Below are 26,371 nucleotides of genomic sequence, written 5' to 3'. Positions count from 1 at the left end.
CCCGGGCCGCGTACCGTCGGCTAGCGCTCGGCCAGGCCCAGTCGCGCCACCAACCACCGCCGCAATTCGGGGCCGTAATCGTCACGGTCCAACGCAAAGTCAACCGCAGCCTTGAGATAGCCGCCGGGATTTCCCAGGTCGTGTCGGGACCCGCGATGCACGACGACATGCACCGGGTGGCCCTCCGAGATGAGCAGGGCGATCGCGTCGGTCAGCTGTACCTCGCCGCCGGCCCCGCGCTCGATCCGGCGCAGCGCGCCGAAGACGGCGCGGTCGAGGATGTACCGGCCCGCGGCGGCGTACAGCGACGGCGCGTCCTCGGCCTTGGGCTTCTCGACCATGCCCCTGACCTTGAGGACGTCCGGGTTGTCGTCACCGGGCACCGCCTCGACATCGAAGACTCCGTAGGCGCTGATCTCCTCGCGCGGAACCTCGATCGCGCACAGCACCGAGCCCCCGTAGTCGGCGCGCACCTTCGACATCGTCTCGAGCACACCCGTGGGCAGCACCAGGTCGTCGGGCAACAGCACCGCCACGGCGTCCTCGTCGGCCGACAGCGTCGGCTCCACGCAGCCGATCGCGTGCCCGAGCCCCAGGGGCTCGAACTGCACGACGGACTCCACCTTGATCAGCTGCGGCGCCCGGCGCACCTTCGCGAGCATCGCCTTCTTGCCGCGCGCCTCGAGCGTGCCCTCCAGCACCAGGTCCTCGACGAAATGCGCGACCACGCCGTCCTTGCCCTCGGAGGTGACGATCACCAGCCGCTCCGCGCCGGCCTCGGCCGCCTCGGCGGCGACCAGCTCGATGCCGGGAGTGTCGACGACCGGCAACAACTCCTTGGGCACCGTCTTGGTCGCGGGCAGAAAGCGCGTACCAAGTCCGGCGGCGGGGACGATCGCCGTCCGCGGAATCCCCACATTTGGGCGCATCGATAACACGATAACCGCCAACGGCTCACGAACTCGATGTGGCGGCGCCAAAGCCGCGCCTGTCATCGTTGACACCATGCCGACCATCACCAAGGCGGAACTCCGCGAACGGCTGCTGTCGGCCCGGCGCGGAGTTGCCGACGCCGTCCGCGCCGAAGAGGCCCGACGGCTCACCGGCGCGCTGCAGGAGACCGTGACCGGGGGTGACACCGTCTGCGCCTACGTGCCGGTGGGCACCGAGCCCGGATCGGTAGACATGCTCGACATGTTGCTGCGCCGGTCGGTGCGGGTGCTGCTGCCCGTCGCCCGCACCGACCCGGCGAACACGCCGTTGCCGCTGCGGTGGGGCGAGTACCGGCGTGGCGCGCTCGAACGCGGGCGCTGGGGGCTGCTGGAGCCGCCCGAACCGCACCTGCCCCCATCGGCCGTCGGGCAGGCGGCCATGGTGCTCGTCCCGACCCTGGCGGTCGACCGGTCCGGCGTGCGGCTCGGGCGCGGCAGCGGCTTCTACGACCGGTCACTGGGCGCGAGGGATCCCCAGGCGCGGCTCATCGCGGTCGTGCGCGACGACGAGGTGCTCGACGAGTTGCCGGGCGAACCCCACGACGTGCGGATGACGCACGCGCTCACCCCGGGCGGCGGCCTGGTTGCCCTGTTTCGCGGGTGACGCGCCGGGGAATGCGACAGGTCACGTGGCGGTTCTAGCACTTGAGACGTTAGAGTGCTAACCAGGTTTCAGATCTTCCGGAGGTTTTTGTGCCGACTTACAGCTACCAGTGCACCGAGTGCGGCAACCGCTTCGACATCGTGCAGTCCTTCACCGATGACGCGCTGACCACCTGCGAACAGTGCTCCGGCAGGCTGCGCAAGCTCTTCAACTCGGTCGGTGTGGTGTTCAAGGGCAGCGGCTTCTACCGCACGGACAGTCGTGAGTCCGCCAAGACCGGCACCAACGGCTCCTCCAAGAGCGAATCCACCTCCGGGTCAAGCGAGAAGTCCGGTTCGGCCGAGAAGTCGGCAGCGTCGGACAAGCCGGCATCGTCCGACAAGTCGAGCAGCACGTCCACGCCGTCCACCGCCGCCGCCACCACGTAACGCGTTATCCACAGCGCCGGTCCGCGACCGGCGTGTTCTGCGCGCCGCCCGGCCTACCGTGGCCGAGTGCGCGAACCGTCACTGAACCCCACACTGGTGCGCCGGTTGACGACGTCGCTGCGGCCCGACTGGACCCGGACCGTCCTGGCCCGACGACTCGCCGCGGGCGGCCTCGTCGTCCTGGCCGGCGTGGCGGCGCTACGTTCCAACCCGTCCGCCGATCACGCGCAGGTGGTGGTCGCCGCGCGCGACCTGCGACCCGGCACCGCGTTGACCGCCGAGGATGTCAAGCTCGAAACCCGTTCAGCCACAACGATTCCCGACGGCGCGCGGGCCGACGTCGGCGCGGTGGTCGGCTCGACGGTGGCGGGGCCGGCCAGGCGCGGCGAGGTGCTGACCGACGTGCGGTTGCTGGGCAGCCGGCTGGCCGATGCCGCGATCGGATCCAAGGCGGGCCCGGGCGCGCGCATCGTTCCGCTACACCTGGCCGACGGCGCGCTCGTCGAGCTGCTCCGCGTCGGTGACGTCGTCGACGTGCTCGCCGCGCCAGCCTCCGACACGCCGGGGACGACCCCGCCCGCGCCGCGGGTCGTGGCCACCGACGCCGTCGTCGTCCTCGTGTCGGCCAGGCCAAAAGCCCAGGCCGCCGACGGCGACCGCGTAGTGTTGGTTGCGCTGCCGGCTCGCGTGGCGAACACGGTGGCGGGCGCGGCGCTGGGTCAGGAGGTCACCCTCACCCTGCACTGATCGCCTGACCGCTATCTCGTCCCGGGATCCGCAGCAAACTTCTGTCCAATCCAGGAAGGACATTCGGAGAGTGCTCAAAGGATTCAAGGAGTTTCTGGCCCGGGGCAACATCGTCGACCTGGCGGTCGCGGTGGTCATCGGTACGGCCTTCACCGCCTTGGTCACCAAGTTCACCGACAGCATCATCCAGCCGTTGATCAACCGGGTCGGCGTCAAGCAACAGTCGGACGTCGGCATCCTGAAGATCAGCATCGGCGGCGGTCAGACCATCGACCTGAACATCCTGCTGTCGGCCGCGATCAACTTCATCCTGATCGCGTTCGTCGTGTACTTCTTCGTCGTGCTGCCCTACAACACGCTGCGCAAACGCGGTGAAGTCGAGCAGGCCGACGACGCCCAGGTGGTGCTGCTGACCGAGATTCGCGACCTGCTGGCGCAGAGCAATGGAGACTCCTCCGGCCGGCACGGCACGGCGGTCACCACGCCGCCTCCGGAACACGGACCCCGCGCGGACGCCGAAGGCCTGAAAGGCGGCGCGGGCTAGATCTCCAGGCTGGACAGCTGGCCGATGATCTGCGCGGCCAGCGGGTTCAGCGTCGCCATCCCGTCGCGAACCGCGTAACGGGAACCGGCGAGGTTGACCACCAACGTGCTTCCGGACACGCCGGCCAGGCCGCGCGACAGGCCGGCGTCGATGATGCCCGCGGCCAGTCCCGACGCCCGGATGGCCTCGGCGATGCCGAGGATCTCGCGGTCCAGGATCTCGCGCGTGGCCTCGGGCGTGACGTCGCGCGGGGTGACGCCCGTGCCGCCCACCGACACCACCAGGTCCACCCCGCCGATCACCGCCGTATTCAGCGCATTGCGGATCTCGACCTCGTCCGCCGCGACCGCCACCACCCCGTCGACGACGAAGCCCGCCTCGGTGAGCAGCTCGGTGACCAGCGGACCGCTGTGGTCCTCTTCGTCCCCGTGGGCCGTGCGGTCGTCGACCACCACGACCAGCGCGCGGCCGACTACCAGCTCCGCACCCGCTTCCATGGGAGCCACGCTATATCCCAGCTCCGACAACGATTCGTTCAGTGGCTCGTCGACCCTCACTACTGATCCGCCTTCCCCAGGGTGACCGGAAGGGTGCGGCTGCCACCAGCGGGATCCTGGAAGGTCAGCGTCACCTTGTCGCCGGGCGATTTCGAACGCACGGCCGCGACCAGCGCGTCGGCGCTGCTGATCGGGCGATCGTCACACTTAGTGACCACGACGCCCTTGGGCACGCCGGCGGCCGCGGCCGCGCCGTTCGGCACGACGTCGACCACCTTGGCGCCGGGGGTGCCCTTGTCGTTGGTCACCTGCACGCCCAGCGAGGCGTGCGTCGCCTTGCCCGTGCTGATCAACTCGTCGGCGATGCGCTTGGCCTGGTCGACCGGAATGGCGAAGCCCAGCCCGATCGAGCCGCTCTGCGCGTCCGGCGAGTCGGCGCCCAGGGTGGCGATCGCCGAGTTGACCCCCACCAGCTGACCGCTCATGTTGACCAACGCGCCGCCCGAGTTACCGGGGTTGATCGCGGCGTCGGTCTGGATCGCGTCCAGCACGGTGTTCTGGTTACCCGACTCACCGGTGGTGGACACCGGACGGTTGAGCGCGCTGACGATGCCGGTGGTCACCGTGCCCGACAGTCCCAACGGCGAGCCGATGGCGACCACCGGCTGGCCCACCCGCAGGTCCGACGAGGATCCCAGCGATATCGGGGTGAGGCCGGAGACGCCCTGCACGCGGATCACCGCGATGTCGCTCGTGGGGTCGGCGCCGACGACCGTGAACGGCGCCGTGCGGCCGTCGGAGAACGTGACCGTCGTCTTCGGCGGCGGCGAGCCGGCGGGCGCACCGGGCGGGCCGCCCGGCGGGCCGCCCGGCTTCGCGGCCGCGGCCACCACGTGGTTGTTGGTCAGGATCAGGCCGTCGGCCGAGAGCACGATGCCCGAGCCCTCTTCGGACTGGCGGCCCAGGTCGGTCTCCAGCATCACCACGCTGGGCACCACCTTCGAGGCGACCTGCTCGACGCTGCCCGGAGGCATGTTCGCCGCAGGGACACTCGGCGCGCCCGCGATGATCCCGCCGTTCTTGCCGCCCTGCGTGTGCGTGCCCAATTCGACGGCGGTGGCGGCAACGCCGCCGATGCCCGCCGAGACGACGGCGATGGCCAGCGCACCCACCGTCAAAAGCCCTGCGCGCGAACGCCTTTGCGGCCCGTGCGGTGGCGGACCCAGCGGCGGCATCATCCCGGTGATCGGGCCCGTCCCGGTGCCACCGGGGATGGGGCCGGTGCCCCCGGGGATCCGCCCGGGCCCCGTGCCACCGAACGGCTCGTAGGGCTGACGGTAGGGACCCGCCTGCGCCTGCTGCGACGACTGGTAGCGCCAGTCGTACTGCTGGCCATAGGGCTGCGGGCGCCCCTGGGCATACCCAGGGGACGTCGCGTGTCCGGGGGCCTGGCTCGGCGCCGCCGGATATCCCGGCTGCTGCGGCGGTGGCGAATACCTCGGGTCATTCGTCATGTCGCTACGTCGCTCTTCCTCTATTTCGGCATTCGGCTCGTCGTCGGGCTCGACTTGCTGATCCAACAGTAACGTGCAGGCCTACGTTGCCTGCGCGGACTGAGAGTCCACTGAGACAACGTTCGCTGGTTCCCGAGAGTTCTCGGGGGCCGAATCGAACGGCTCGGTCATGGCGTCCGGCGCCTCGGAGGGCCGGTACGCCGGAGCCGGGATCCGGCGGCCCGGCAGGAGAACGTAGATGGACGTACCCGGGGGCTGCCCGCCCGGCACGGTGTCCTCGATCCGGATCATCCCGCCGTGGTTGAGCACCACCTTCTTGACGATCGCCAGCCCCAGGCCCGAGCCGGGCATCGCGCGCGCCGTGGTCGATCGATAGAACCGCTCGAACACCAGGCGCCGCTCGTGCAGCGGGATCCCCGGGCCTTGGTCGCACACCACCAGTTCGGCGTGCGACGAATCGAGTTGGCGCATCGTGACGCCGACGCGGCCGCCGGCCGGACTCCACTTCGCGGCGTTGTCCATCAGGTTCAGCACCGCGCGCGACAGCCCCGCCGCGTCGCCGTAGACCTGCCAGGGGATCGCCTCGACGTCGAAGTGAATGTCGTTGCGCCGCCGCTTGACTCGCTCCAGGCTGCGGTCGATCACCTCGGACATGTCGACCGGCTCGTGCACCACCTGGCCGGCGTCGTCGCGCGTCAGGTCCACCAAATCGCCCACCAGCGTGGACAATTCCTCGATCTGGGCGAGCACGTCCTCACGCAGCCCGACCATCTCCTGCTCGGGCAGCCGCGGCGCGCCGGGCTCCATCGCCGCCATCAGCAGTTCGACGTTGGTGCGCAGCGACGTCAGCGGGGTACGCAGCTCGTGCCCGGCGTCGGTGACCAGTCGCGCCTGCCGCTCCCGGGATTCGGCCAAAGCGCGCAGCATCAGGTTGAAAGCCTCGGTGAGCCTTGCCAATTCGTCACTGCCGAAGACCGGGATGGGGCGCAGGTCGTCGGTGCGGGCCACCCGCTCGGCGGCCTCGGTCAAGCGGGCCACGGGCCGCAGCCCGGCCCGGGTCACCATGCCGCCCGCCACGGCGGCCACCGCGACGCCGACCCCGCCGACGATCAACAGCACCCAGCGCAGCCTGGTCATCACCGCCTCGGTGGGCCTGAGGCTCTTGGAGATCAGCAACGAACAGCCGTTGGGCAGGTGGACGGCCAGGATCCGCTGGTCGCCCGCCGTGCGCCGAGACATGAACAGGTCGCCGCGGATGACCGCCTTCTCCGGGTCGCCCATCGGCAGCGTCTGGCCCGGTTGCTGGGCCGTGTAGACGGAATGCCCCGGGTTCACGAGCATCGCGTTGACGTCCGAATAGGCCGTGCCCTCGATGGCCTTTCCGGGATCGGCGGCCAGCGAACCGCTGGCGATCAGCAGTTGCGCCCGGCTCTGCAGTTGGTTGTCGATGTCGCTGTAGAGCGCGGCGGCGATCACGGCGTAGACGGCGAAGGACATCAACACGACGACCATCGCCACCATGGACATCGCCAGCAGCATCACCCTCCACCGCAGGGACAATGACGTGCTGGCCCGCCGCGGGGGGCGCCGGCGCCGGTCGAAGCGGATCATTACGGCGGCGTCTCCCGCAGGACGTATCCCACCCCGCGCACGGTGTGGATCAGCCGCGGCTCGCCGTCGGCCTCGGTCTTGCGGCGCAGGTAGCCCACGTAGACCTCAAGGGCGTTGCCCGACGTGGGGAAGTCGAAGCCCCACACCTCTTCGAGGATGCGGCTGCGGGTCAACACGCGGCGCGGGTTGGCGATCAGCATCTCGAGCAACGAGAACTCGGTGCGGGTGAGGCTGATCCGGCGCTGCCCGCGGGTGACTTCGCGGGTGACCGGATCCAGGGTCAGGTCGGAGAACGTCATGGCCACGGATTCGGCGTCGTCGTCGGGCTTGGTGCGACGCAGCAGGGCGCGCATGCGGGCCAGCAGTTCCTCGAGGGCGAACGGCTTCGGCAGGTAGTCGTCGGCGCCGGCGTCCAGCCCGGCGACCCGCTCGGACACCGAATCGCGGGCGGTCAGCACGAGGATCGGCAGGTCGTCGCCGGTGCTGCGGAGCTGCCGACACACCTCCAGCCCGTCCAGCCGCGGCATCATCACGTCCAGCACGAGCGCGTCGGGCCGGTCGCTGGCGATCATCTCGAGGGCCTCGAGGCCGTCGTGGGCCAACTCGACGGAGTAGCCGTTGAAGGAGAGCGACCGGCGCAGCGACTCGCGCACCGCGCGATCGTCATCGACGACAAGTATGCGCACGGCCACTAGTTTCGTCCTAGCGCCTGAGAGCGGCCTGAGAGGCGCGCCGCAAGTTTGCCGAGATCCGCCCGACGACGATGCGGGCCGAACGGCCCGAGGAGAAGTCGGGCAGTCTGCTTAACGGCGGTCGAGGTCGATGAGACCAAGCCGGGCAGCCTTGAGCAGCCTCCGGGGCACCTTGTGCTTCTGACCCGCGACCGTGACGCCGACGAGCTCGGTCGGCTTGGCCTTCCACTGCGCGCGACGGCTTCGGGTGTTCGCGCGCGACATTCTGCGCTTGGGTACGGCCATGGTCGGGCCTAACTCCTCGGGGGGTTGGGTCGGTGTGTCGCGCGGCATGGCCGTGAGGCCGAACGGCGACGATTGCCTTCCAGAATAGTCGGTGACCTGGTTGCGGCCAAAACCGCGCTTCGCCGACAGTGCCCTGGGGATCGCGCTCGGGGCGCTTGGCGCGACCCTGGCGGCAATCTCGGCGGCGACGCCGGGCACCTTGACGCGGCACCGGCGACACCGGCTAACCTACCGGTTGGTTGGTTGCGCTCATGGTGATCCCTGAAGGGAGGATGCGCATGGCGTCACTCGACGCCGTCCGGATCGCGAACTGCTCGGGCTTCTACGGCGACCGCCTCTCGGCGATGCGCGAGATGCTCACCGGCGGTGACGTCGACTTCCTCACCGGCGATTACCTGGCCGAACTGACCATGCTGATCCTTGGCCGCGACCGGATGAAGCATCCCGAGCGCGGCTACGCCAAGACCTTCCTAAACCAGCTCGAGGACTGCCTGGGCGAGGCGCGCGACCGCGGCGTGCGCATCGTCGCAAACGCCGGCGGCCTCAACCCGGCCGGGCTGGCCGACGCGATCCGCGCGCTGGCCGAACGCCTCGGCGTCGACGCCCGCGTCGCCCACGTCGAGGGCGACGACCTGCTGGCCCGCGCGGCCGACCTCGGCCTGGGCTCCCCGCTGACCGCGAACGCCTACCTGGGGGCGTGGGGCATCGTCGACTGCCTGAACGACGGCGCCGACGTCGTCGTCACCGGCCGGGTGACCGACGCCTCGGTGATCGTCGGCGCCGCGGCGGCGCACTTCGGCTGGGTACCCACGGACTACGACGCGCTGGCCGGAGCGGTGGTCGCCGGCCACGTCATCGAATGCGGCGTGCAGGCCACCGGCGGCAACTACTCGTTCTTCACCGAGGTTCCGGACCTGACGCACGCCGGCTTCCCGCTGGCCGAGGTGCACGCCGACGGCTCCTCGGTGATCACCAAGCACCCCGGCACCGGTGGCCTCGTCAGCGTCGACACGGTCACCGCGCAACTGCTCTACGAGATCACCGGCGCGCGCTACGCCAACCCCGACGTGACCGCGCGGATGGACTCGATCCAATTGGCCTCGGACGGCACCGACCGCGTGCGCATCACCGGCGTGCGCGGCGAACCGCCGCCACCCACGCTCAAGGTGTCGCTCAACAGCATCGGTGGGTTCCGCAACTCCATGACGTTCGTGCTGACGGGATTGGACATCGAGGCCAAGGCCGAACTGGTGCGCCGGCAGCTGGAATCCGCCTTGACGGTGAAGCCCGCCGAGCTGCAGTGGTCGCTGGCCCGCACCGACCACGCCGACGCCGACACCGAGGAGGCCGCGAGCGCGCTGCTGCACTGCGTGGTCCGCGACCCCGACCCCGCGAACGTCGGCCGCCAATTCTCCTCCGCGGCGGTCGAACTGGCGCTCGCGAGCTATCCGGGCTTCCACGTGACGGCCCCGCCGGGCGACGGCCAGGTATACGGGGTGTTCAGCCCCGGCTACGTCGACGCGCACGACGTCCCGCACGTCGCGGTGCACGCCGACGGCACCCGCGTCGAAATCCCCTGCGCCACGGACACTCTGGCGCTGAAGCCGGCCGGGGACCCGGCACCGCCGGAACCGCTACCCGCCGAGCCGACGCGGCGCGTCCCGCTGGGCCGCATCGCAGGGGCCCGCAGCGGCGACAAGGGCGGCTCGGCCAACGTCGGGGTCTGGGTCCGCACCGACGACCAGTGGCGCTGGCTGGCCAACACGCTGACCGTCGAGCTGCTCAAAGAACTCCTGCCAGAGGCCGCCGACCTCGAGGTCACCCGTCATCTTTTGCCCAACCTGCGCGCGGTCAACTTCGTCATCGACGGCATCCTCGGCCAGGGGGTCGCCTACCAGGCGCGTTTCGACCCGCAAGCCAAGGGGCTGGGCGAATGGCTGCGCAGCCGCCACCTCGACATTCCGGAGAGCCTGCTGTCATGAACCTGTGGACCACGCCGGAGCGCGAGCAACTGCGAAAGACAGTGCGCTCCTTCACCGAACGCGAGATCCTGCCCCACGTCGACGAGTGGGAACACGCCGGTGAGCTGCCGCGCGACCTGCACCGGCGCGCCGGGGCGGCGGGGCTGCTCGGCGCGGGCTTCCCCGAGGCGGTCGGCGGCGGCGGAGGCGACGGCGCCGACTCGGTGATCATCTGTGAGGAGGTGCACCAGTCCGGCGCTCCCGGAGGCGTTTTCGCGTCGCTGTTCACCTGCGGCATCGCGGTGCCCCACATGATCGCCTCCGGCGACGCGCGGCTGATCGACGAGTTCGTGCGCCCGACGCTGGCCGGCGAGAAGATCGGCGCGCTCGCCATCACCGAGCCCGGCGGCGGCTCGGACGTCGGACACCTGCGCACCTCGGCGGTCAAGGACGGCGACCACTACGTCGTCAACGGCGCCAAGACCTACATCACCTCCGGCGTGCGCGCCGACTTCGTCGTCACCGCGGTACGCACCGGAGGCCCCGGGGCGGGCGGGGTTTCGCTGCTCGTCGTCGAGAAGGGCACGCCGGGCTTCGAGGTGAGCCGCAAGCTGGACAAGATGGGGTGGCGCTCCTCGGACACCGCGGAGCTGTCGTTCACCGACGTGCGCGTGCCGGCGGCCAACCTGGTCGGCGCGGAGAACAGCGGATTCCTCCAAATCGCGCGCGCGTTCGTCTCCGAGCGCATCGGCCTTGCCGCGCAGGCGTATTCGAGCGCCCAGCGCTGTCTGGACCTGACGGTGCAGTGGTGCCGCGACCGGGAGACGTTCGGGCGCCCCCTGATATCGCGCCAGTCGGTGCAGAACACCCTGGCCGAGATGGCTCGCCGCATCGACGTCGCGCGGGTGTACGCCCGTCACGTGGTCGAGCGCGAGCTCGCAGGCGAGACCAATCTGATCGCGGAGGTGTGCTTCGCCAAGAACACCGCCGTCGAGGCCGGCGAATGGGTGGCCAACCAGGCCGTCCAACTGTTCGGGGGGATGGGGTACATGGCCGAGTCCGAGGTCGAGCGCCAATACCGGGACATGCGGATCCTGGGCATCGGGGGCGGAACCACCGAGATCCTCACCTCCCTGGCCGCGAAAACCCTGGGGTATCAGTCGTGACCGTCCTGCGCTCCACCCTCGACGCGAACGCGTCCGCCTACGACGAGGCAGCGTCGGCGTGCGCGGCGAAGCTCACCGAGATCGAGGGCGAGCTCGCGAAGGCGCTCGCGGGCGGCGGGCCCAAGTACGTCGAGCGGCACCACGCCCGCGGCAAGCTCACCGCGCGCGAACGCATCGAGCTGCTCGTCGACCCCGACTCCCCCTTCCTCGAGCTGTGCCCGCTCGCCGCCTACGGCAGCCAATTCCAGGTCGGCGCCAGCATCGTCACCGGGATCGGCGCGGTCTGCGGCGTCGAGTGCATGGTCGTGGCCAACGACCCCACGGTCAAGGGCGGCACCAGCAACCCGTGGACACTGCGGAAGATATTGCGCGCCAACAAGATCGCATTCGAGAACCGGTTGCCGGTGATCTCGCTGGTGGAGTCCGGCGGTGCCGACCTGCCCACCCAGAAAGAGGTGTTCATCCCCGGCGGCCAGATGTTCCGCGACCTCACGCGGCTGTCGGCCGCCGGAATCCCCACCGTCGCGCTGGTCTTCGGCAACTCCACCGCGGGCGGCGCCTACGTTCCCGGGATGTCCGATCACGTCGTGATGATCAAGGAGCGCTCCAAGGTGTTCCTCGCCGGGCCGCCGCTGGTGAAGATGGCCACCGGCGAGGAGTCCGACGACGAGTCGTTGGGCGGCGCCGAAATGCACGCCCGCATCTCGGGTCTGGCCGACTACTTCGCCGTCGACGAACTCGACGCCATCCGTATCGGCCGCCGCATCGTGGCGCGCCTGAACTGGACCAAACAGGGACCCGCCCCCGGCCCGGTCACCGAGCCGCTGTTCGACGCCGAGGAACTGATCGGCATCGTGCCGGCCGATCTGCGCATCCCGTTCGACCCGCGCGAGGTGATCGCCCGCATCGTCGACGGCTCGGAATTCGACGAGTTCAAGCCGATGTACGGCTCGTCGCTGGTGACCGGCTGGGCCCGGCTGCACGGCTACCCGCTCGGCATCCTGGCCAACGCCCGCGGCGTGCTGTTCAGCGAGGAGTCGCAGAAGGCCACGCAGTTCATCCAGCTGGCCAACCGCTCCGACACGCCACTGTTGTTCCTGCACAACACCACCGGTTACATGGTGGGTAAGGACTACGAGGAGGGCGGCATGATCAAGCACGGCTCGATGATGATCAACGCCGTCTCCAACTCCACCGTCCCGCACATCTCGCTGCTGATCGGCGCGTCCTACGGCGCCGGCCATTATGGGATGTGCGGGCGCGCCTACGATCCCCGGTTCCTGTTCGCCTGGCCCAGCGCCAAATCGGCGGTGATGGGCGGTGCGCAATTGGCGGGCGTGCTGTCGATCGTCGCCCGCGCCGCCTCCGAGGCCCGCGGCCAACAGGTCGACGAGGCGGCGGACGCGGCGATGCGCGCCGCGGTCGAGGGCCAGATCGAGGCCGAGTCGCTGCCGCTGGTGTTGTCGGGAATGCTCTACGACGACGGGGTGATCGACCCGCGCGACACCCGCACCGTGCTGGGAATGTGCCTGTCCGCCATCGCCAATGGCCCGATCGAGGGGACGTCGAACTTCGGCGTCTTCCGGATGTGAGTCGCATGGTCACTCGAGTGCTGGTCGCCAACCGGGGCGAGATCGCCCGCCGGGTGTTCGCCACCTGCCGCCGGCTGGGCCTGGGCACCGTCGCCGTGTACACCGACCCGGACGCCGGCGCCCCCCACGTCGCCGAGGCCGACGCCCGGGTGCGGCTGCCGAAGACCAACGACTACCTCAACGCCGAGGCCCTCATCGCCGCGGCCCGGGCGGCCGGCGCCGACGCCATCCATCCCGGCTACGGATTCCTCTCGGAGAACGCCGACTTCGCCGCCGCCGTGCAGGACGCGGGGCTGGTGTGGGTGGGGCCGCCGGTGGACGCGGTGCGCGCGATGGGCTCGAAGATCGAGTCCAAGAAGCTGATGGCCGCCGCCGGGGTGCCGGTGCTCGACGAGCTCGACCCGGATTCGGTCACCGAGGCCCAACTGCCGGTGCTGGTCAAGGCGTCGGCCGGCGGCGGCGGCCGCGGGATGCGGGTCGTCCGCGAATTGTCGGCGCTGGCAAGCGAAGTGGCCGCGGCCCGGCGCGAGGCGCAGTCCGCGTTCGGCGACCCGACCGTCTTCTGCGAGCGCTACCTGCCCACCGGACATCACGTCGAGGTGCAGGTCCTCGCCGACAATCATGGCACCGTGTGGGCCGTCGGGGAACGCGAATGCTCCATCCAGCGCCGCCACCAGAAGATCATCGAGGAGGCCCCCTCCCCCCTGGTCGAGCGCATACCGGGCATGCGGGACAAGCTGTTCGAGGCGGCGCGGCTGGCAGCCGCCGCCATCGGCTACGCGGGGGCGGGGACCGTCGAGTTCCTCGCCGACGACGCGGGCGAGTTCTACTTCCTCGAGATGAACACCCGGCTGCAGGTGGAGCACCCCGTCACCGAGGAGACCACCGGGCTCGACCTGGTCGAGTTGCAGCTGGCGGTCGCCGACGGCGAACGCCTCGACGCCGAACCCCCTGCCGCACGGGGACATTCGATCGAGGCCCGGCTCTACGCCGAAGACCCCGCGCAGGGCTGGCAGCCGCAGGCCGGCCCGGTGCACCGCATCGAGATCCCCTCGCTGCGAACTCAATTCACCACACTGGGGCACCGCACCGGGATCCGGCTGGACTCGGGGGTCGTCGACGGCTTCACCGTGTCGATCCACTACGACCCGATGCTGGCCAAGGTCATCTCCTACGCGCCCACGCGCCGGCAGGCGGCGCTCGTGCTCGCCGATGCCCTGGCCCGCGCCCGGGTGCACGGCGTGCGCACCAACCGCGAGCTGCTCGTCAACGTCCTGCGGCACAAGGCGTTTCTCGACGGCGACACCGACACCGCGTTCTTCGACACGCACGGGCTGGCGGAGTTGTCCGCGCCGCTCGCCGACGCCGGCACCGTCCGGCTTTCGGCGCTGGCCGCCGCACTGGCCGACGCCGCCCACAACCGCGCGAGCGCCACCGTCTTCCGCTCTGCACCCAGCGGCTGGCGCAACCTCCCGTCCGGCTATCAGACCAAGGCGTACCGCGACGACGCGGACACCGAACACCGCGTCGAATACCGTTTCACCAGAGCCGGATTGGAACTGCCCGGTGGCGAGCCGCTGCACCTGTTGGCGTCCGCGCCCGACGAGGTGGTACTGGCCGGCGCTGACGGAGTGTCCTATCGCTTTCAGGTCGACCGGTACGGCTCAAAAGATCCAGACGTCTACGTCGACTCCCCGCGCGGACCCGTCCACCTCGTCGCGCTGCCCCGGTTCCCCGAGCCGGGCTCCGCCGTCGAACAGGGCTCGCTCATCGCGCCCATGCCGGGCAACGTCATCCGGCTCGCCGCCACGGTCGGGGACACCGTCACCGCCGGCCAGCCCCTGATCTGGCTGGAGGCGATGAAGATGGAACACACCATCACCGCGCCGTCCGACGGCGTCCTCGCCGAACTCAACGTCCAGACCGGCCAGCAAGTGGAAGTCGGCGCCGTCCTGGCACGGGTCGACGCGCCCGAAACATAGGGAGATCAAACATGGTTGAGACCAGCTTCATCGAGAGCGAGGACCGCCGGGCGCTGCGCAAGGCGGTGGCCGAGTGGGCGTCCAACTACGGCAGCGAGTACTACCTCAAGAAGGCGCGCGCCCACGAGCACACCACCGAATTGTGGTCCGAGGCGGGCAAACTCGGCTTCCTCGGGGTGAACCTGCCCGAGGAGTACGGCGGCGGCGGCGCCGGCATGTACGAGCTGTCCCTTGTGATGGAGGAGATGGCCGCGGCGGGCAGCGCGCTGCTGCTGATGGTGGTGTCGCCGGCCATCAACGGCACGATCATCGCCAAATTCGGCACCGACGAGCAGAAGCAGCGCTGGCTGCCCGGGATCGCCGACGGCACCCTGACGATGGCGTTCGCCATCACCGAGCCGGACGCCGGCTCCAACTCGCACAGGATCACCACCACCGCGCGCCGCGACGGCGGCGACTGGATCCTCAAGGGGCAGAAGGTCTACATCTCCGGTGTCGACCAGGCGCAGGCCGTTCTCGTCGTGGGCCGCACCGAGGAGGCCAAGACCGGCAAGCTGCGCCCCGCGCTGTTCGTCGTCCCCACCGACGCGCCGGGCTTCACCTACACCGCGATCGACATGGAGCTCATCAGCCCCGAACGCCAGTTTCAGGTGTTCCTCGACGACGTCCGGCTGCCGGCTGACGCGCTCGTCGGCGCACAGGACGCCGCCATCGCTCAGCTGTTCGCGGGCCTGAACCCCGAGCGCATCATGGGCGCGGCCAGTGCCGTCGGCATGGGCCGGTTCGCCCTCAACAAGGCGGCCGACTACGTCAAGACCCGGCAGGTCTGGGGCACGCCGATCGGCGCGCACCAGGGCCTGTCACATCCGTTGGCGCAGTGCCACATCGAGGTCGAGCTGGCCAAGCTGATGATGCAGAAGGCCGCCACGCTGTACGACAGCGGCGACGACGCGGGCGCGGCCGAGGCCGCCAACATGGCCAAGTACGCCGCCGCGGAGGCGTCCACCCGCTCGGTGGACCAGGCCGTGCAGTCGATGGGCGGCAACGGCCTGACCAAGGAGTACGGCGTGGCCGCCATGCTCGCCTCGGCGCGGCTCGGGCGCATCGCCCCGGTGAGCCGCGAGATGGTGCTGAACTTCGTGGCGCAGACGTCGCTGGGCCTGCCCCGGTCGTACTGATGGACACCGTCGTCGAGTATTCCGTCGACGGGCATGTCGCCCGGCTCACGCTGAACTCGCCGCACAACCGCAACGCGTTGTCGACGGCCCTGGTCGATCAATTGCATCGGGGACTGCGCGAGGCCGCCTCCGACTCGAAGGTGCGGGTGGTCGTGCTAGGTCACACGGGGAACACGTTCTGCGCGGGCGCGGACCTCGGTGAGGCCGGCGGCGGCAGCCCACGTGGCGATCGCGAGCGCGGCGAAGCCGGGCGAGGCGGGTCGCCACCATCGGCTTACGAGATGGCTGAGGCGCGCGCCCGGGAGATGACCGCCCTGTTGCGCGCGATCGTCGCCTCGCCGCTGCCGGTGGTCGCCGCCGTCGACGGCCACGTCCGCGCGGGCGGCTTCGGCTTGGTCGGCGCGTGCGACATCGCGGTCGCCGGTCCGCGCAGCACGTTCGCCTTGACCGAGGCCCGCATCGGCGTCGCCCCGGCGATCATCTCCCTGACGCTGCTGCCCAAAATGTCGCCGCGGGCCGCGGCCCGCTACTACCTGACCGGCGAGACGTTCGACGCGGCGACGGCCGCGGACATCGGACTGGTCACGATGGCGGTCGACGACGTCGACGCCGCCGTCGGGAAGATCGTCGCCGACGTCGGCCGCGGATCACCGCAGGGCCTCGCGGCCTCGAAAGCGCTGACGACCGCCGCGGTGCTCGAGGGATTCGACCGCGACGCCGAGCGGCTCACCGAGGAGTCGGCCCGGCTGTTCGTGTCCGACGAGGCGCGCGAGGGCATGATGGCGTTTCTCCAGAAGCGCCCACCGCGGTGGGCCGCCGACGGCTGAACGTTGCAGTTTGACCAACCCCCTTGCAGCAAAAGTTCTACGTCGTACGCTCGTGGGTGATGAGCAACTCGGCGCAGCGTGGTGCGAAGGAAGCGCGTGACGAATCGTCGCGCGCGGCCGACACCGATCGCATCCAGCTCGCGCAGTTGCTGGCCTACGCGGCCGAGCAGGGGCGCCTCCAGCTCAAGGACTACGAGGACCGGCTCGCTAAGGCGTATGCCGCAACGACGTACGAGGAACTCGACGAGCTGCGGGCGGATCTGCTGGGCGCCCCGATCAGCCCGCGACGCGGCGGCAAACCCAACCCGGCGCCGTCGACGTTGCTCCTGGCCGTGCTGAGCGGATTCGAGCGGCGCGGCCGGTGGAACGTCCCCAAGAAGCTCACCGCGTTCACGCTGTGGGGTAGCGGGGTGCTGGACCTGCGGTATGCGGACTTCACCTCGACCGAGGTCGACATCCACGCGATCTCGATCATGGGCGTCCAGAACGTCCTGCTGCCGCCCGAGGTGAACGTGCAGATCCAGGGCCGCGGTGTGATGGGCAACTTCGACAACACCGTCCTCGGCCAGGGCACCCCCGGCGCGCCGAAGGTGAAGATCCGCGGCTTCTCCTTCTGGGGTGCCGTGGGCATCAAGCGCAAAGCCCGCCGGCCCCGCGGCGCTTCGTAAGGCGATCGCGAGCGCGGCGAAGCCGGGCGATGCGGGTCGCCGTGGTCAAACAGTCAGTCCGGCACGTAGTCGAACGTATCGGGGTCCGGCCCGGTCCTGCCCGACTCGCCCCGGTCGAGCCCAGAGATCGCGGCCATATCGTCGCCGTCGAGCTCGAAGTCGAACAGCTCGAAGTTGGCCTTGATCCGCTCCGGCGTCACCGACTTGGGGAACACGATGTCGCCGCGCTGGATGTGCCAGCGCAACACCACCTGCGCGGGCGACTTCCCGTGGTCCCCGGCGATGCGGGTGATCACCGGGTCGTCGAGCACCTTGCCCTGGGCGATCGGCGACCACGCCTCGGTCGCGATTCCGTGGTCGCGTCCGTAGGCGCGGACCTCGTCGTTGGTGAAGTACGGGTGCACCTCGATCTGGTTGACCGCGGGGACAATGCCGGTTTCGGCGGCCAGCCGATCGAGGTGTGCGGGCTGGAAGTTCGAGACGCCGATGCTGCGGGCGCGGCCGTCTCGGGCGAACTCCTCGAACACCTTCCACGTCGAGACGAAGTCCCCGTCGTACAGCGTCGGCAGCGGCCAGTGGATGAGGAACAGGTCGACGTAGTCGGACCCCAGCGCCTCGAGTGTGCCGTCGAAGGCCCGGCGCGCGTCGTCGGGGCGGTGAAAGCCGTTGTTCAGCTTGCTGGTGACGAACACCTCGGACCGGTCCAGGCCGGAGTCGCGGATGCCCTGACCGACTTCCTTTTCGTTGCCGTACATTTCGGCGGTGTCGATGTGCCGGTAGCCGATGTCGAGTGCGAGCTTGACCGCCGCGGCGGTCTCGTCGGGCGGAATCTGGAAAACGCCGAAGCCGAGCTGGGGGATGCGGTGACCGTCGTTGAGTTCGATTGCCGGGACGTTGCTCATGCGCTTGCGAATACCCGGTCGGTAGACCGTCAACCCTGTGACGAAGCTATCGCCGGCGGCGCGACCTGAGGTAGTCGCCCACCACGGCCGCCCCCAGGCCGTCGAGGTCGGGCACCACCACGCGTCCCTCGACGCGGCGGGCCACCTGGTCGATGAACCGCGCCAGGCCGGGGTCGCTGCCCAGGCGGAAAATCGTGATCTGCGCACCGAGCCGGGCCATGTCGTCGAATCCGCGCACGGTATGGGCGATCGTCCGCGGATGCGGCGGGTAGTCGAAGAACACCGACGTGCCGTCGCCGTCGAAATCCTCGAGGTGCGCGGTCGGTTCGCCGTCGGTCACGACAAGGACGACGGGTTGGGCGTTGGTATGCCGCCGGAGATGCCGGCCCGCCAGTGCGAGCGCGTGATGCAGGTTGGTGCCCTGCTCGTAGACGCCCTCGAGGCCGGTGAGCTCCGCTGCCGTCACCGTCCTCGCGTAGCGGCCAAACGCGATGATCTGCAACGCATCCGACCGGAACCGCGTGCTGACCAGGTGATTGAGGGCAAGCGCCGTCTGCTTCATCGGCAGCCAGCGATTCTCCATCACCATCGAGAACGAGGTGTCCACCAGCAGCGCTACCGCCGCCTGCGTGCGCGTCTCGGTCTCGGAGACCTCGACGTCCTCGACGGTGATCTTCAGCGGCGTCACGCGACCGTCCCGGGTGGCCGTCCCCGCCTGCCGCAGCACGGCGTTCGTCAAGGTGCGGGGGATGTTCCACGGCTCGGTGTCGCCGAACTGCCACGGGCGGGTGGCACCGGTCAGCTCGCCGGCGGCCCCGGCGCGCCGGAGCTCCCGTTCGCCGCGCCGACTCGAAAGCTGTTGCGCCACATCGCGCAACGCGGTCTCCCCGAGCCGGCGCATTGCCTTCGGGGACAGCCGCCACTGGCCGTCGGATCCCCGGTCCAGGAAGCCCTGGTTGACCAGCGCGCGCTCCAGCTCGGCCAGCGTGCGGGCGTCGACGGCGGCCTGGTCGCCGAGCTGGCGGGCGAGCGCGTCGAGGTCGACATCGTCCATGGTGGCGCCGGGGTAGCTCTGCGAGAGCTGCTCGGCCAGCTGCTCGAGCTCGCCGATGTCGGCGAGCGCCTGGGTGCCCTCGCCCATCCCGAACGGGTTGTCGCCCGAAAACTCCTCCGACCCGGTCCAGTCCTCACCCGGCCGCGCCGCCTGCAGGTGCGCGTCGAGGCGGTTCAACGCCTGCATCAGGTCAGGAGAGCCGAATGCCTGCTGCGCCAACGCATCCAGCTCGGCGCGCTGCTCGGGGCTCAGGCTGTTGCGGAAGCGCTGGGCGGCGGCAGCGCGCTTGGCCAGCGAGTCGAGCAGTTCCTCGACGTTGCGGGGGTTCTCGGGGAAGAACTCGCCGTGCTTGTCCATGAACTCCTGGAAGTCCTGCTGCGTGTCCTCGCCGCGGGAGTGCTTGTCCAGCAGGTTGTTCAGGTCGTCCAGCATGTCCTTGACGTGCTGGCGGTCCTCGTCGGTGGCGCCCTCGAGCGCCTGCTTCATGCCGGCGAAGCGCTGGTCGAGCATTTCGCGGCCCAGCAGATCCTTGATCTGTTCGTACTTTTCGCGGGCCTCGGCGCTGCGCCAGTTGTAATCCGAGAGCTCCTGGACGGCCTTGGCCGGCGATGCGGGCAGCGCGTCGAGCTGCAGTTCCCCGAAGCGGGCGTCGTCGTCGAGCGCGCGCGCCAGTTCCTTGCGTTCGGCCAGCACGGCCTCGTCGAGCAGTTTCTTGATGTCCTGCAACGTGCCGTCCAAGTTGTTGCGGCGCAACAACTCCCGGCGGCGACGGTTGGCCTCGGCCGCCAGCCGGTCGGCGCCGCGCATGTTCTCGGTGCCCCGGCGCAGCAACTCCGAGAGGGCGCGGCGCGGTGACGTTCCGGCCATGACGTCCTGGCCGATCTGTTCGAGCGCCTCGCGCAGATCCACCGGCGGGGCCAGCGGGTCGGGTCCCCCGGTGTAGGCCGAGTATCGCGAGGAGTGGCCTTTCGAAAAAGGCTTAGCCATAAACGGTTTGACCCTCTCCGGACACCTTGTCGATCCGCTTGGCGAGATACAGCGCCTCGAGCGCCAGTTCCAGCGCCGCGGCGCGCTCACCCACCGATTGGGCGTTGAGCTTGGTCGCGATCCGGTCGACGACCGGCAACTCTCCCACCGCGGCCAGCACGTCCTTGGCCGGCACCCGCTCGCCGGTGGTCACCGCGGACCCCCGCTCCACGGCGGAGACCAGCGAACCGACGTCGATGCCGCCGAGCACGCGCGAGGCCGTGTCGGCGGTCGCGCGCCGCAGCAGGTGCTCGAGCACCGCCTGCTCGCGCCCCTCCTCGCCCGACTCGAATTCGAGTTTCCCGCGCAGCACGTCGATGACGGTTCCGAGGTCGACGACACGGGCCACCGGGTCCGTCTCGCCCAGCACCGCGCCGCGGTGCCGGGCCGAGGCGGCCACCGTCTCGGCCGCCGCGATCGCGAACCGCGCCGACACCCCGGACCGCTGGTCGACCGAGTTCGACTCGCGCAGATACCGGGCGAAGCGCGCGATCACCTGCATCAGGTAGTCCGGCACCTGCGCGCTCAGGTGCGCCTCCTGCGCGATGACCCCCACCTCGGCCTCGAGCTCCAGCGGGTAGTGGGTGCGGATCTCGGCGCCGAAGCGGTCCTTCAGCGGCGTGATGATGCGGCCGCGGTTGGTGTAGTCCTCGGGGTTCGCGCTGGCGACCACCAGCACGTCGAGCGGGAGCCGCAGCGTGTAGCCGCGGACCTGGATGTCGCGTTCCTCCATCACGTTGAGCATCGACACCTGGATGCGCTCGGCGAGGTCGGGCAGTTCGTTGACCGCGACGATCCCGCGGTGGGCGCGCGGGATCAGCCCGTACGCGATGGTTTCCGGGTCACCGAGGCTGCGGCCCTCGGCGACCTTGATCGGGTCGATGTCGCCGACCAGGTCGGCGACGCTGGTGTCGGGCGTGGCCAGCTTTTCGGTGTAGCGCTCGCTGCGATGCTTCCACTCCACCGGAAGGTCGTCGCCCAGCGTGGCGGCCTTGCGGATCGACTCCGGGGTGATCGGCGAGTAGGGGTGTTCGCCCAGTTCCGCCCCGGCGATCACCGGCGTCCACTCGTCCAGCAGTCCGACCAGCGCCCGCAGCAGCCGTGTCTTGCCCTGACCGCGCTCGCCGAGCAGCACGAAGTCGTGACCGGCGATCAGCGCCCGTTCGACCTGCGGCAAGACGGTGTCCTCGAAGCCCAGGATGCCCGGCCAGACGTCGTCCCCCTTCGCGAGCGCGGCGAGGAGGTTCTCCCGGATTTCCTGCTTGACTCCCCGTTCGCGGTGGCCTGCGGCGCGCAGTTCGCCGACGGTGCGGGGCAGATGAGTCGGAGTTGTCACCACTCCACGCTACGGCGTGCCAGGGCATGAGTCATGTGCGCGTTGTTCACCGCCCGCTTATTGACACCCGCGCGAATTCCGTGCATCGCGCAACCGTCAGCAGTCGAGGCAACGTTTGACGCTCAGTGCGCGAAGTGACGAGCGCCCGTCAGGTAGAGGGTGAGGCCCGCGCCGGCCGCCGCGGCGGTCACCTCGTCGTCGCGCACCGAGCCGCCCGGATGCACCACCGCCTTGACGCCGGCGGCCGCCAGCGTTTCGAGCCCGTCCGGGAACGGGAAGAACGCGTCGGACGCCGCGACCGCGCCCCGGACCCGGTCACCGCCCCGCTCGACCGCCAGCCGGGCGGCGTCGACGCGGTTCACCTGGCCCATGCCCACCCCGATCGTGGCGCCGCCCCCGGCGATGACGATCGCGTTCGACTTGACCGCCCGGCAGGAGCGCCACGCGAAGACGAGGTCGCTCAGCGTGGCCGGGTCGGCCGGCGAGCCGGCGGCGAGTGTCCAGTTGGCCGGGTTGTCGCCATGGGCGTCGAGTTCGTCGCGTTGCTGCACCAACAGGCCACCGCTGATCGGCCGCAGTTCGGTGCCGCCCGTCAGCGGCTCGGAGGCGACGAGCACCCGGATGTTCTTCTTGCGCGTCAGCGCCTCGAGGGCCCCGGGCGCGTAGGCGGGCGCGATGATGACCTCGGTGAAGATGGTGCTCACATACTCGGCCATCTCCACGCTCACCTCGGTGTTGGACGCGATCACCCCGCCGAACGCGCTCAGCGGGTCGCATTCGTGCGCCTTGCGGTGCGCGTCGGCGACCGACACCGACGAGGTCGCGATCCCACAGGGATTGGCGTGCTTGATGATCGCCACGCAGATCTGCTCGTGGTCGAAGGCGGCCCGCCAGGCCGCGTCGGCGTCGGTGAAGTTGTTGTAGGACATCTCTTTTCCGTGCAGCTGCTCGGCCTGCGCCAGGCCGGGCCACGCTCCGGGGTCGCTGTACAGTGCCGCCTGCTGGTGCGGGTTCTCGCCGTAGCGCAGCATGGCCTCGCGGCGCCAGCTGCGGCCGAGCCATCGGGGAAACGCCGTCGGGGGATGCTCGGGCGCCAGCGTCGACTCCATCCAGCCGGCGACCGCGATGTCGTACTCCGCGGTGTGCTGAAACGCCAGGGCGGCCAGCCTTTTGCGCTCCCCGAGGGTGAAACCGCCGTGGCGGATCGCGGCCAGCACGCCGTCGTATCCGCGCGGGTCGGTGACCACCGCCACGCTGGGATGGTTTTTGGCGGCCGCCCGCACCATCGACGGCCCGCCGATGTCGATCTGCTCGACGCACTCGTCGATGCTGGCCCCCGAGTCGACGGTTTCACTGAACGGATAGAGGTTGACGACGACCAGCTCGAACGCCGCGATCCCGAGCTCCTCGAGCGCCGTCGCGTGCTCCGGCTTGCGCAGGTCGGCGAGCAGACCGGCGTGGACCCGCGGGTGCAGGGTCTTCACCCGGCCGTCGAGCACTTCGGGAAAGCCGGTCAGCTCCTCCACGCGCGTGACCGGAATCCCTTTCTCGGCAATGGTCTTCGCGGTCGACCCCGTCGAGACGATTTCGACGCCCACCGCGGTCAGACCGCGCGCGAGATCGATGAGCCCGGTCTTGTCGTACACGCTGATCAGGGCGCGGCGGATGGGCCTTCTCGCCGCATCGCGCCAGTCGTCGGTGCTCATGGGTTCGTCACCTTTCGTCCGATCGTCGCTTGTCTTCCGACCAGCGTCAGGCCGCCCGTCGCGATCGCGGCCACCACCTCCACCAGCAGCCCGCGTTCGACGACCTTGATGCGCTCGTGCAGAGTCTCGTCGGTGTCGCCGTCGAGCACCGGAACGGATTGCTGCGCCAGTATCGGTCCGGTGTCCGTCCCGGCATCCACCAGGTGCACCGTACAGCCCGTGACCTTGACGCCGTAGGCCAGCGCGTCGGCCACGCCGTGCGCGCCGGGGAACGCCGGCAGCAGGGCCGGGTGGGTGTTGATGACGCGCCCATAGAATTGCGAAAGAAACTGCGGGCCAAGGATTTTCATGAATCCCGCAGAGACGATCAGGTCCGGCGCGTGGGCGGCGGTGGCGGCGGTGATGGCGCTGTCCCAGGCGGTGCGGTCGGGGTGCTCGCGCAGCCGGACGGTGTAGGTGGGCAGCGACGCCGTCGCCGCGATGTCGACGGCCGGGCAGTCGCGATCGGCGCCGACGGCGACGACCCGGGCCGGGTAGTCGCCGACGGCGGCGTCGAGTAGCGAACGCAGCAACGAGCCCGCGCCCGAGGCCAGGACCACGACCCGCGCCGGTGCACTGGGGGGCACGCGGAGCGGTTCTTGCACACGGCGAGCCTACTGGTGAGGCTCATTGCGCCGAGCCTGCGTCCAGCGCGTTGCCCCCCGGCGTGTCGACGCGCTGCGCGCAGGCTCGATGCCGTCACCGCGGGCTCGATCGCTACCTGCTCAGTCGGGCCGGCGCTCGGGTTCCTCGGGCGGCGGGGCTTCACCGTCGACCGTCTCGGGAACCTCGGCTTCGGCGGCGTCCTCGACGACGGTTTCCTCGCCCTCGAAGACGCCCGCGAAGTCGGCCGGTTCTTCGGCCGCGACGGGCATGGGCTGGGGCTTGGGCCGGGGCCGCCTCGGCCGCCGCCGGATACCGCCGGCCAGGAACACCGTCGCCCCGCCGACCGCTGCGAACCAGAAGAACACCCCGCCCACCAAGGTGCCCTGGTCGACGCCCACGTCGCCAAAGTTGCCCAGCCGCCCGCTGCCGCCATACGCGAGCAGGGACATCGTGGCCGCCCCGACCGCCGAGGCGATCAGCAGCTTCGCCGTGGCCGCGACGAGCGGGAGAGCGCGCCGCGCGCACTGTTGCCCGACGGCCACGCCCGACGAGGCGCCGACGATCAGCAGCGCCACCCACACCGGCCCGAGCGGCGGCCTGGGCACCGCGGCCAGGATCGGCAGGGCCGGGATGTCGCCGCCGAACACGGTGAACGAGCTGAACGTCGCGAAGCCGAGGTGCGCGCTCGAACCGACCGCGACCGCCGAGGTGCCGACGATCACGTTGGGCGCGTACAGGATCGAGAGCAGGGTGAGGCTGAACTGGCCGAAGATCGAGTCGGTGATGCCGTAGAGCTCCTGCATCGTCGCCCAGTGCACGACCAGTGACCCGGCCGTCACCATGCCGGACAGCCCGAGCAACGCCAACACCCCCGCGGCCGCGGCGCGCAGCGAGTCGCCCAGCCAGTTCGGCAACGGCGACGCGGCCAGCGCCCGCCGTCCCACCCGGGACCAGATCCCGATGGCCGCGCCGGTCGCGTGCACCACGAGCACGCTGACGAACGCGCGCAGGGCGCTGGGCGTCTGGAGTTCGGTGATCACCGACGAGGCGTCGTGGATGACCGCCAGCGCGATCGCCGCCATCAGCAGCGGTCCGCCCAGCGCCGACGCGATCACCCAGCGCACCACCAGCCACGACGAAGACGGCGAGGTGGCGCGCGCCGTGCTGCGCGCCGTACCCCACACCATCAGCAGCGCGGGCAGCAGCGGCAGCACGCCCAGTTCGTGGCCGCCGATCGAGATCGGCACCTGGTGCACGCCGAGCCACATGCTGGCGATGGCGCCCAGGGCGCCGGTCATGTCGCTGTTGGCGATCAGCAACTGGATCAGCGTGACGGCGGCGATGACGACCAGCGCCACCACCGCCGGGCCGAACGCAACCCGGACCAGGTCACGCGCCTGGCGAGCGCCCGCAGCCCGGTTGTCCTCCACCCGTGTCACGCTAGGCGCACGTCCCCGGCTAGGCGCGGAAGCGCGCGGTTACGACGGCGCGGGCCCGGAGGGTGACGAAGGCGACTGCTGCTGACCCTGACCGAAGTTCTGCTGGCCCTCGGAGGGATTGGACTGGCCGGAGTAGTTGGCCGGGGCCGACCCCGCTTCCGAACCCGACGCGCCGGAGCCGGCCGAGGGCGGCGGGCTGAAGCTGGGGAACCCGGTCGGCGGGGTGTTCGTCCCGTGGTGCTGCGCCGAGGGCTGCGGGCCGGACTGCGGCTGGGCGGCGAAGCCGCCGGTGGTCGGGATCGCGCTCTGGGTCGGAGCCTGGCTCGACGGGTAGCCGCCGTACTGCGCCCCGTAGCCCTGCTGCTGCGGGTTGTGGGACTGCGGGCCCGGCTGACCGTAGTAGGGCTGCTGGCCGTACTGGCCGTACTGCCCGTATTGGCCGTACTGGCCGGCGTACGGGTCGTACTTGGGCCGCGGCGCCGGCGGGGTGATGACCCCGGCGTCGAGGAGCAGCGCGCCGACGGCCGCGAGCGCCTCGAGCACGACGGCGACCAGCACGAGCCACAGCCCCCAGCCGATGGAGACGCCGTTGCCGGTGTTGACCACCGCGGAGACCAGCAGCAGCAGGGCGAGCACCGCCAGCACGGCGGTCACCGCCACGTACGTCTTCGCCTTGGGCACCAGGCTGACGGCGGCGAGCAGGCCAGCCAACAGCGCCGCGATCACCGCCAGGGACACGCCGACCGTGGTGCCCTCGCCGGACACGCCGTTGCCGATGTCGACGTTGACCGTGAAGATCGGCCCGAAGCTGGCCAGGTAGGCCAGGAACCCGAGGGCCGCGACGGCGATGGTCAGGTACAGCGGCAACTTGCTCTTGCCGTCGTCGTCCTTGGTGAAGGACGGCGAATTGCCCGCGTACGAGCCGCCGGGCTGAGAGGGTGGGTATCCGGGACTACCGGGCGAGTAGGTCATGAG

24 protein-coding genes are annotated in these 26,371 nt (G+C 70.3%); 11 read left to right on the top strand and 13 right to left on the bottom strand.

What is annotated here, in order from left to right:
- Positions 1 to 20: 20 nt before the first annotated feature.
- Entirely contained in the window at positions 21 to 929 is a 909-nt protein-coding gene (locus tag GPY60_RS04950; protein ID WP_156686523.1) for a UTP--glucose-1-phosphate uridylyltransferase, read from the bottom strand.
- A gap of 76 nt (positions 930 to 1,005) precedes the next feature.
- Here GPY60_RS04950 and GPY60_RS04945 point away from each other — a divergent pair, with 76 nt between their 5' ends.
- The 4 genes from GPY60_RS04945 to mscL all read left to right on the top strand — a co-directional run bounded on the left by GPY60_RS04945 (position 1,006) and on the right by mscL (position 3,315).
- Positions 1,006 to 1,596 carry a 5-formyltetrahydrofolate cyclo-ligase gene (locus GPY60_RS04945; RefSeq protein WP_156686522.1) on the top strand — a complete coding sequence of 197 codons (591 nt, stop codon included), beginning with the start codon at positions 1,006 to 1,008 and terminating at the stop codon, positions 1,594 to 1,596.
- 89 nt (positions 1,597 to 1,685) lie between these two features.
- A complete protein-coding gene (locus GPY60_RS04940; protein WP_156686521.1) occupies positions 1,686 to 2,024 on the top strand; it encodes an FmdB family zinc ribbon protein in 339 nt (112 codons plus the stop codon).
- Positions 2,025 to 2,090: 66 nt separating this feature from the next.
- Positions 2,091 to 2,771 (top strand): SAF domain-containing protein, encoded by a 681-nt coding sequence (locus GPY60_RS04935; protein ID WP_156686520.1) that lies wholly within the window; start codon positions 2,091 to 2,093, stop codon positions 2,769 to 2,771.
- Positions 2,772 to 2,841: 70 nt separating this feature from the next.
- Positions 2,842 to 3,315 (top strand): large-conductance mechanosensitive channel protein MscL, encoded by a 474-nt coding sequence (gene mscL / locus GPY60_RS04930; protein ID WP_156686519.1) that lies wholly within the window; start codon positions 2,842 to 2,844, stop codon positions 3,313 to 3,315.
- Here mscL and GPY60_RS04925 read toward each other — a convergent pair.
- The 5 genes from GPY60_RS04925 to rpmF all read right to left on the bottom strand — a co-directional run bounded on the left by GPY60_RS04925 (position 3,312) and on the right by rpmF (position 7,914).
- Positions 3,312 to 3,812, bottom strand: a complete 501-nt coding sequence (locus GPY60_RS04925) for a MogA/MoaB family molybdenum cofactor biosynthesis protein (protein WP_156686518.1) — start codon at positions 3,810 to 3,812, stop codon at positions 3,312 to 3,314. The genes mscL and GPY60_RS04925 overlap by 4 nt on opposite strands.
- A 59-nt stretch (positions 3,813 to 3,871) precedes the next feature.
- Positions 3,872 to 5,326, bottom strand: a complete 1,455-nt coding sequence (locus tag GPY60_RS04920; RefSeq protein WP_156686517.1) for a S1C family serine protease — start codon at positions 5,324 to 5,326, stop codon at positions 3,872 to 3,874.
- Positions 5,327 to 5,407: 81 nt separating this feature from the next.
- On the bottom strand, positions 5,408 to 6,937 hold the full coding sequence (locus GPY60_RS04915) for a HAMP domain-containing sensor histidine kinase (RefSeq protein WP_156686516.1): 1,530 nt from the start codon (positions 6,935 to 6,937) through the stop codon (positions 5,408 to 5,410).
- Positions 6,937 to 7,623: a two-component system response regulator MprA gene (mprA, locus tag GPY60_RS04910; protein WP_156686515.1), complete on the bottom strand. Its 687-nt coding sequence runs from the start codon at positions 7,621 to 7,623 to the stop codon at positions 6,937 to 6,939. Before mprA ends, GPY60_RS04915 begins: the two co-directional genes overlap by 1 nt.
- A gap of 117 nt (positions 7,624 to 7,740) precedes the next feature.
- Positions 7,741 to 7,914, bottom strand: coding sequence for a 50S ribosomal protein L32 (gene rpmF, locus GPY60_RS04905; RefSeq protein ID WP_156686580.1), 174 nt, complete (start codon positions 7,912 to 7,914; stop codon positions 7,741 to 7,743).
- 278 nt (positions 7,915 to 8,192) lie between these two features.
- Between rpmF and GPY60_RS04900 the strand changes: the two genes are divergently transcribed.
- From GPY60_RS04900 to GPY60_RS04870, 7 genes are read left to right on the top strand one after another with little or no spacing between them, the layout of a single operon-like run.
- On the top strand, positions 8,193 to 9,896 hold the full coding sequence (locus GPY60_RS04900) for an acyclic terpene utilization AtuA family protein (protein ID WP_156686514.1): 1,704 nt from the start codon (positions 8,193 to 8,195) through the stop codon (positions 9,894 to 9,896).
- On the top strand, positions 9,893 to 11,041 hold the full coding sequence (locus GPY60_RS04895) for an acyl-CoA dehydrogenase family protein (RefSeq protein ID WP_156686513.1): 1,149 nt from the start codon (positions 9,893 to 9,895) through the stop codon (positions 11,039 to 11,041). The genes GPY60_RS04900 and GPY60_RS04895 overlap by 4 nt, the downstream gene beginning before the upstream one ends.
- Positions 11,038 to 12,633, top strand: a complete 1,596-nt coding sequence (locus tag GPY60_RS04890) for an acyl-CoA carboxylase subunit beta (RefSeq protein WP_156686512.1) — start codon at positions 11,038 to 11,040, stop codon at positions 12,631 to 12,633. Before GPY60_RS04895 ends, GPY60_RS04890 begins: the two co-directional genes overlap by 4 nt.
- A 5-nt stretch (positions 12,634 to 12,638) precedes the next feature.
- Complete coding sequence (locus GPY60_RS04885) at positions 12,639 to 14,615, top strand: acetyl/propionyl/methylcrotonyl-CoA carboxylase subunit alpha (RefSeq protein ID WP_156686511.1); 1,977 nt, start codon at positions 12,639 to 12,641, stop codon at positions 14,613 to 14,615.
- A gap of 11 nt (positions 14,616 to 14,626) precedes the next feature.
- Positions 14,627 to 15,793, top strand: coding sequence for an acyl-CoA dehydrogenase family protein (locus GPY60_RS04880; protein WP_156686510.1), 1,167 nt, complete (start codon positions 14,627 to 14,629; stop codon positions 15,791 to 15,793).
- On the top strand, positions 15,793 to 16,620 hold the full coding sequence (locus GPY60_RS04875; RefSeq protein WP_156686509.1) for an enoyl-CoA hydratase family protein: 828 nt from the start codon (positions 15,793 to 15,795) through the stop codon (positions 16,618 to 16,620). The genes GPY60_RS04880 and GPY60_RS04875 overlap by 1 nt, the downstream gene beginning before the upstream one ends.
- A gap of 59 nt (positions 16,621 to 16,679) precedes the next feature.
- Positions 16,680 to 17,288, top strand: coding sequence for a DUF1707 SHOCT-like domain-containing protein (locus GPY60_RS04870; RefSeq protein ID WP_156686508.1), 609 nt, complete (start codon positions 16,680 to 16,682; stop codon positions 17,286 to 17,288).
- Positions 17,289 to 17,341: 53 nt separating this feature from the next.
- On the opposite strand, the gene GPY60_RS04865 is transcribed toward GPY60_RS04870, so the two are convergent.
- The 7 genes from GPY60_RS04865 to GPY60_RS04835 all read right to left on the bottom strand — a co-directional run bounded on the left by GPY60_RS04865 (position 17,342) and on the right by GPY60_RS04835 (position 26,368).
- The gene (locus GPY60_RS04865) at positions 17,342 to 18,190 is read right to left on the bottom strand and encodes an aldo/keto reductase (RefSeq protein ID WP_156686507.1); all 849 of its coding nucleotides are present in this window, start codon (positions 18,188 to 18,190) and stop codon (positions 17,342 to 17,344) included.
- Positions 18,191 to 18,236: 46 nt separating this feature from the next.
- On the bottom strand, positions 18,237 to 20,231 hold the full coding sequence (locus GPY60_RS04860) for a VWA domain-containing protein (protein WP_156686506.1): 1,995 nt from the start codon (positions 20,229 to 20,231) through the stop codon (positions 18,237 to 18,239).
- Complete coding sequence (locus tag GPY60_RS04855) at positions 20,224 to 21,609, bottom strand: ATP-binding protein (protein ID WP_156686505.1); 1,386 nt, start codon at positions 21,607 to 21,609, stop codon at positions 20,224 to 20,226. Before GPY60_RS04855 ends, GPY60_RS04860 begins: the two co-directional genes overlap by 8 nt.
- A gap of 119 nt (positions 21,610 to 21,728) precedes the next feature.
- Complete coding sequence (gene purH, locus GPY60_RS04850; RefSeq protein ID WP_156686504.1) at positions 21,729 to 23,312, bottom strand: bifunctional phosphoribosylaminoimidazolecarboxamide formyltransferase/IMP cyclohydrolase; 1,584 nt, start codon at positions 23,310 to 23,312, stop codon at positions 21,729 to 21,731.
- A complete protein-coding gene (gene purN, locus GPY60_RS04845) occupies positions 23,309 to 23,956 on the bottom strand; it encodes a phosphoribosylglycinamide formyltransferase (RefSeq protein ID WP_156686503.1) in 648 nt (215 codons plus the stop codon). The genes purH and purN overlap by 4 nt, the downstream gene beginning before the upstream one ends.
- A gap of 120 nt (positions 23,957 to 24,076) precedes the next feature.
- A complete protein-coding gene (locus GPY60_RS04840; RefSeq protein ID WP_156686502.1) occupies positions 24,077 to 25,387 on the bottom strand; it encodes a cell division protein PerM in 1,311 nt (436 codons plus the stop codon).
- A 48-nt stretch (positions 25,388 to 25,435) separates the two neighbouring features.
- Positions 25,436 to 26,368, bottom strand: coding sequence for a DUF5336 domain-containing protein (locus GPY60_RS04835; protein WP_156686501.1), 933 nt, complete (start codon positions 26,366 to 26,368; stop codon positions 25,436 to 25,438).
- Between the last annotated feature and the right edge of the window lie 3 nt (positions 26,369 to 26,371).

This window comes from Mycobacterium sp. Marseille-P9652 (assembly GCF_902652685.1).
In the GTDB taxonomy this organism is placed as follows: domain Bacteria; phylum Actinomycetota; class Actinomycetes; order Mycobacteriales; family Mycobacteriaceae; genus Mycobacterium.
Note: the sequence above shows the minus strand (reverse complement) of the source record. Positions and strands in the feature narration are given on the sequence as shown.

Excerpts from the sequence above, each read along its gene's own strand:
- GPY60_RS04950 (WP_156686523.1), bottom strand. The coding sequence starts at position 929 with ATGCGCCCAAATGTGGGGATTCCGCGGACGGCGATCGTCCCCGCCGCC.
- GPY60_RS04945 (WP_156686522.1), top strand. The coding sequence starts at position 1,006 with ATGCCGACCATCACCAAGGCGGAACTCCGCGAACGGCTGCTGTCGGCC.
- GPY60_RS04925 (WP_156686518.1), bottom strand. The coding sequence starts at position 3,812 with ATGGAAGCGGGTGCGGAGCTGGTAGTCGGCCGCGCGCTGGTCGTGGTG.
- GPY60_RS04920 (WP_156686517.1), bottom strand. The coding sequence starts at position 5,326 with ATGACGAATGACCCGAGGTATTCGCCACCGCCGCAGCAGCCGGGATAT.
- GPY60_RS04915 (WP_156686516.1), bottom strand. The coding sequence starts at position 6,937 with ATGATCCGCTTCGACCGGCGCCGGCGCCCCCCGCGGCGGGCCAGCACG.
- rpmF (WP_156686580.1), bottom strand. The coding sequence starts at position 7,914 with ATGGCCGTACCCAAGCGCAGAATGTCGCGCGCGAACACCCGAAGCCGT.
- GPY60_RS04900 (WP_156686514.1), top strand. The coding sequence starts at position 8,193 with ATGGCGTCACTCGACGCCGTCCGGATCGCGAACTGCTCGGGCTTCTAC.
- GPY60_RS04895 (WP_156686513.1), top strand. The coding sequence starts at position 9,893 with ATGAACCTGTGGACCACGCCGGAGCGCGAGCAACTGCGAAAGACAGTG.
- GPY60_RS04885 (WP_156686511.1), top strand. The coding sequence starts at position 12,639 with ATGGTCACTCGAGTGCTGGTCGCCAACCGGGGCGAGATCGCCCGCCGG.
- GPY60_RS04880 (WP_156686510.1), top strand. The coding sequence starts at position 14,627 with ATGGTTGAGACCAGCTTCATCGAGAGCGAGGACCGCCGGGCGCTGCGC.
- GPY60_RS04875 (WP_156686509.1), top strand. The coding sequence starts at position 15,793 with ATGGACACCGTCGTCGAGTATTCCGTCGACGGGCATGTCGCCCGGCTC.
- GPY60_RS04870 (WP_156686508.1), top strand. The coding sequence starts at position 16,680 with ATGAGCAACTCGGCGCAGCGTGGTGCGAAGGAAGCGCGTGACGAATCG.
- GPY60_RS04865 (WP_156686507.1), bottom strand. The coding sequence starts at position 18,190 with ATGAGCAACGTCCCGGCAATCGAACTCAACGACGGTCACCGCATCCCC.
- GPY60_RS04860 (WP_156686506.1), bottom strand. The coding sequence starts at position 20,231 with ATGGCTAAGCCTTTTTCGAAAGGCCACTCCTCGCGATACTCGGCCTAC.
- purH (WP_156686504.1), bottom strand. The coding sequence starts at position 23,312 with ATGAGCACCGACGACTGGCGCGATGCGGCGAGAAGGCCCATCCGCCGC.
- GPY60_RS04835 (WP_156686501.1), bottom strand. The coding sequence starts at position 26,368 with ATGACCTACTCGCCCGGTAGTCCCGGATACCCACCCTCTCAGCCCGGC.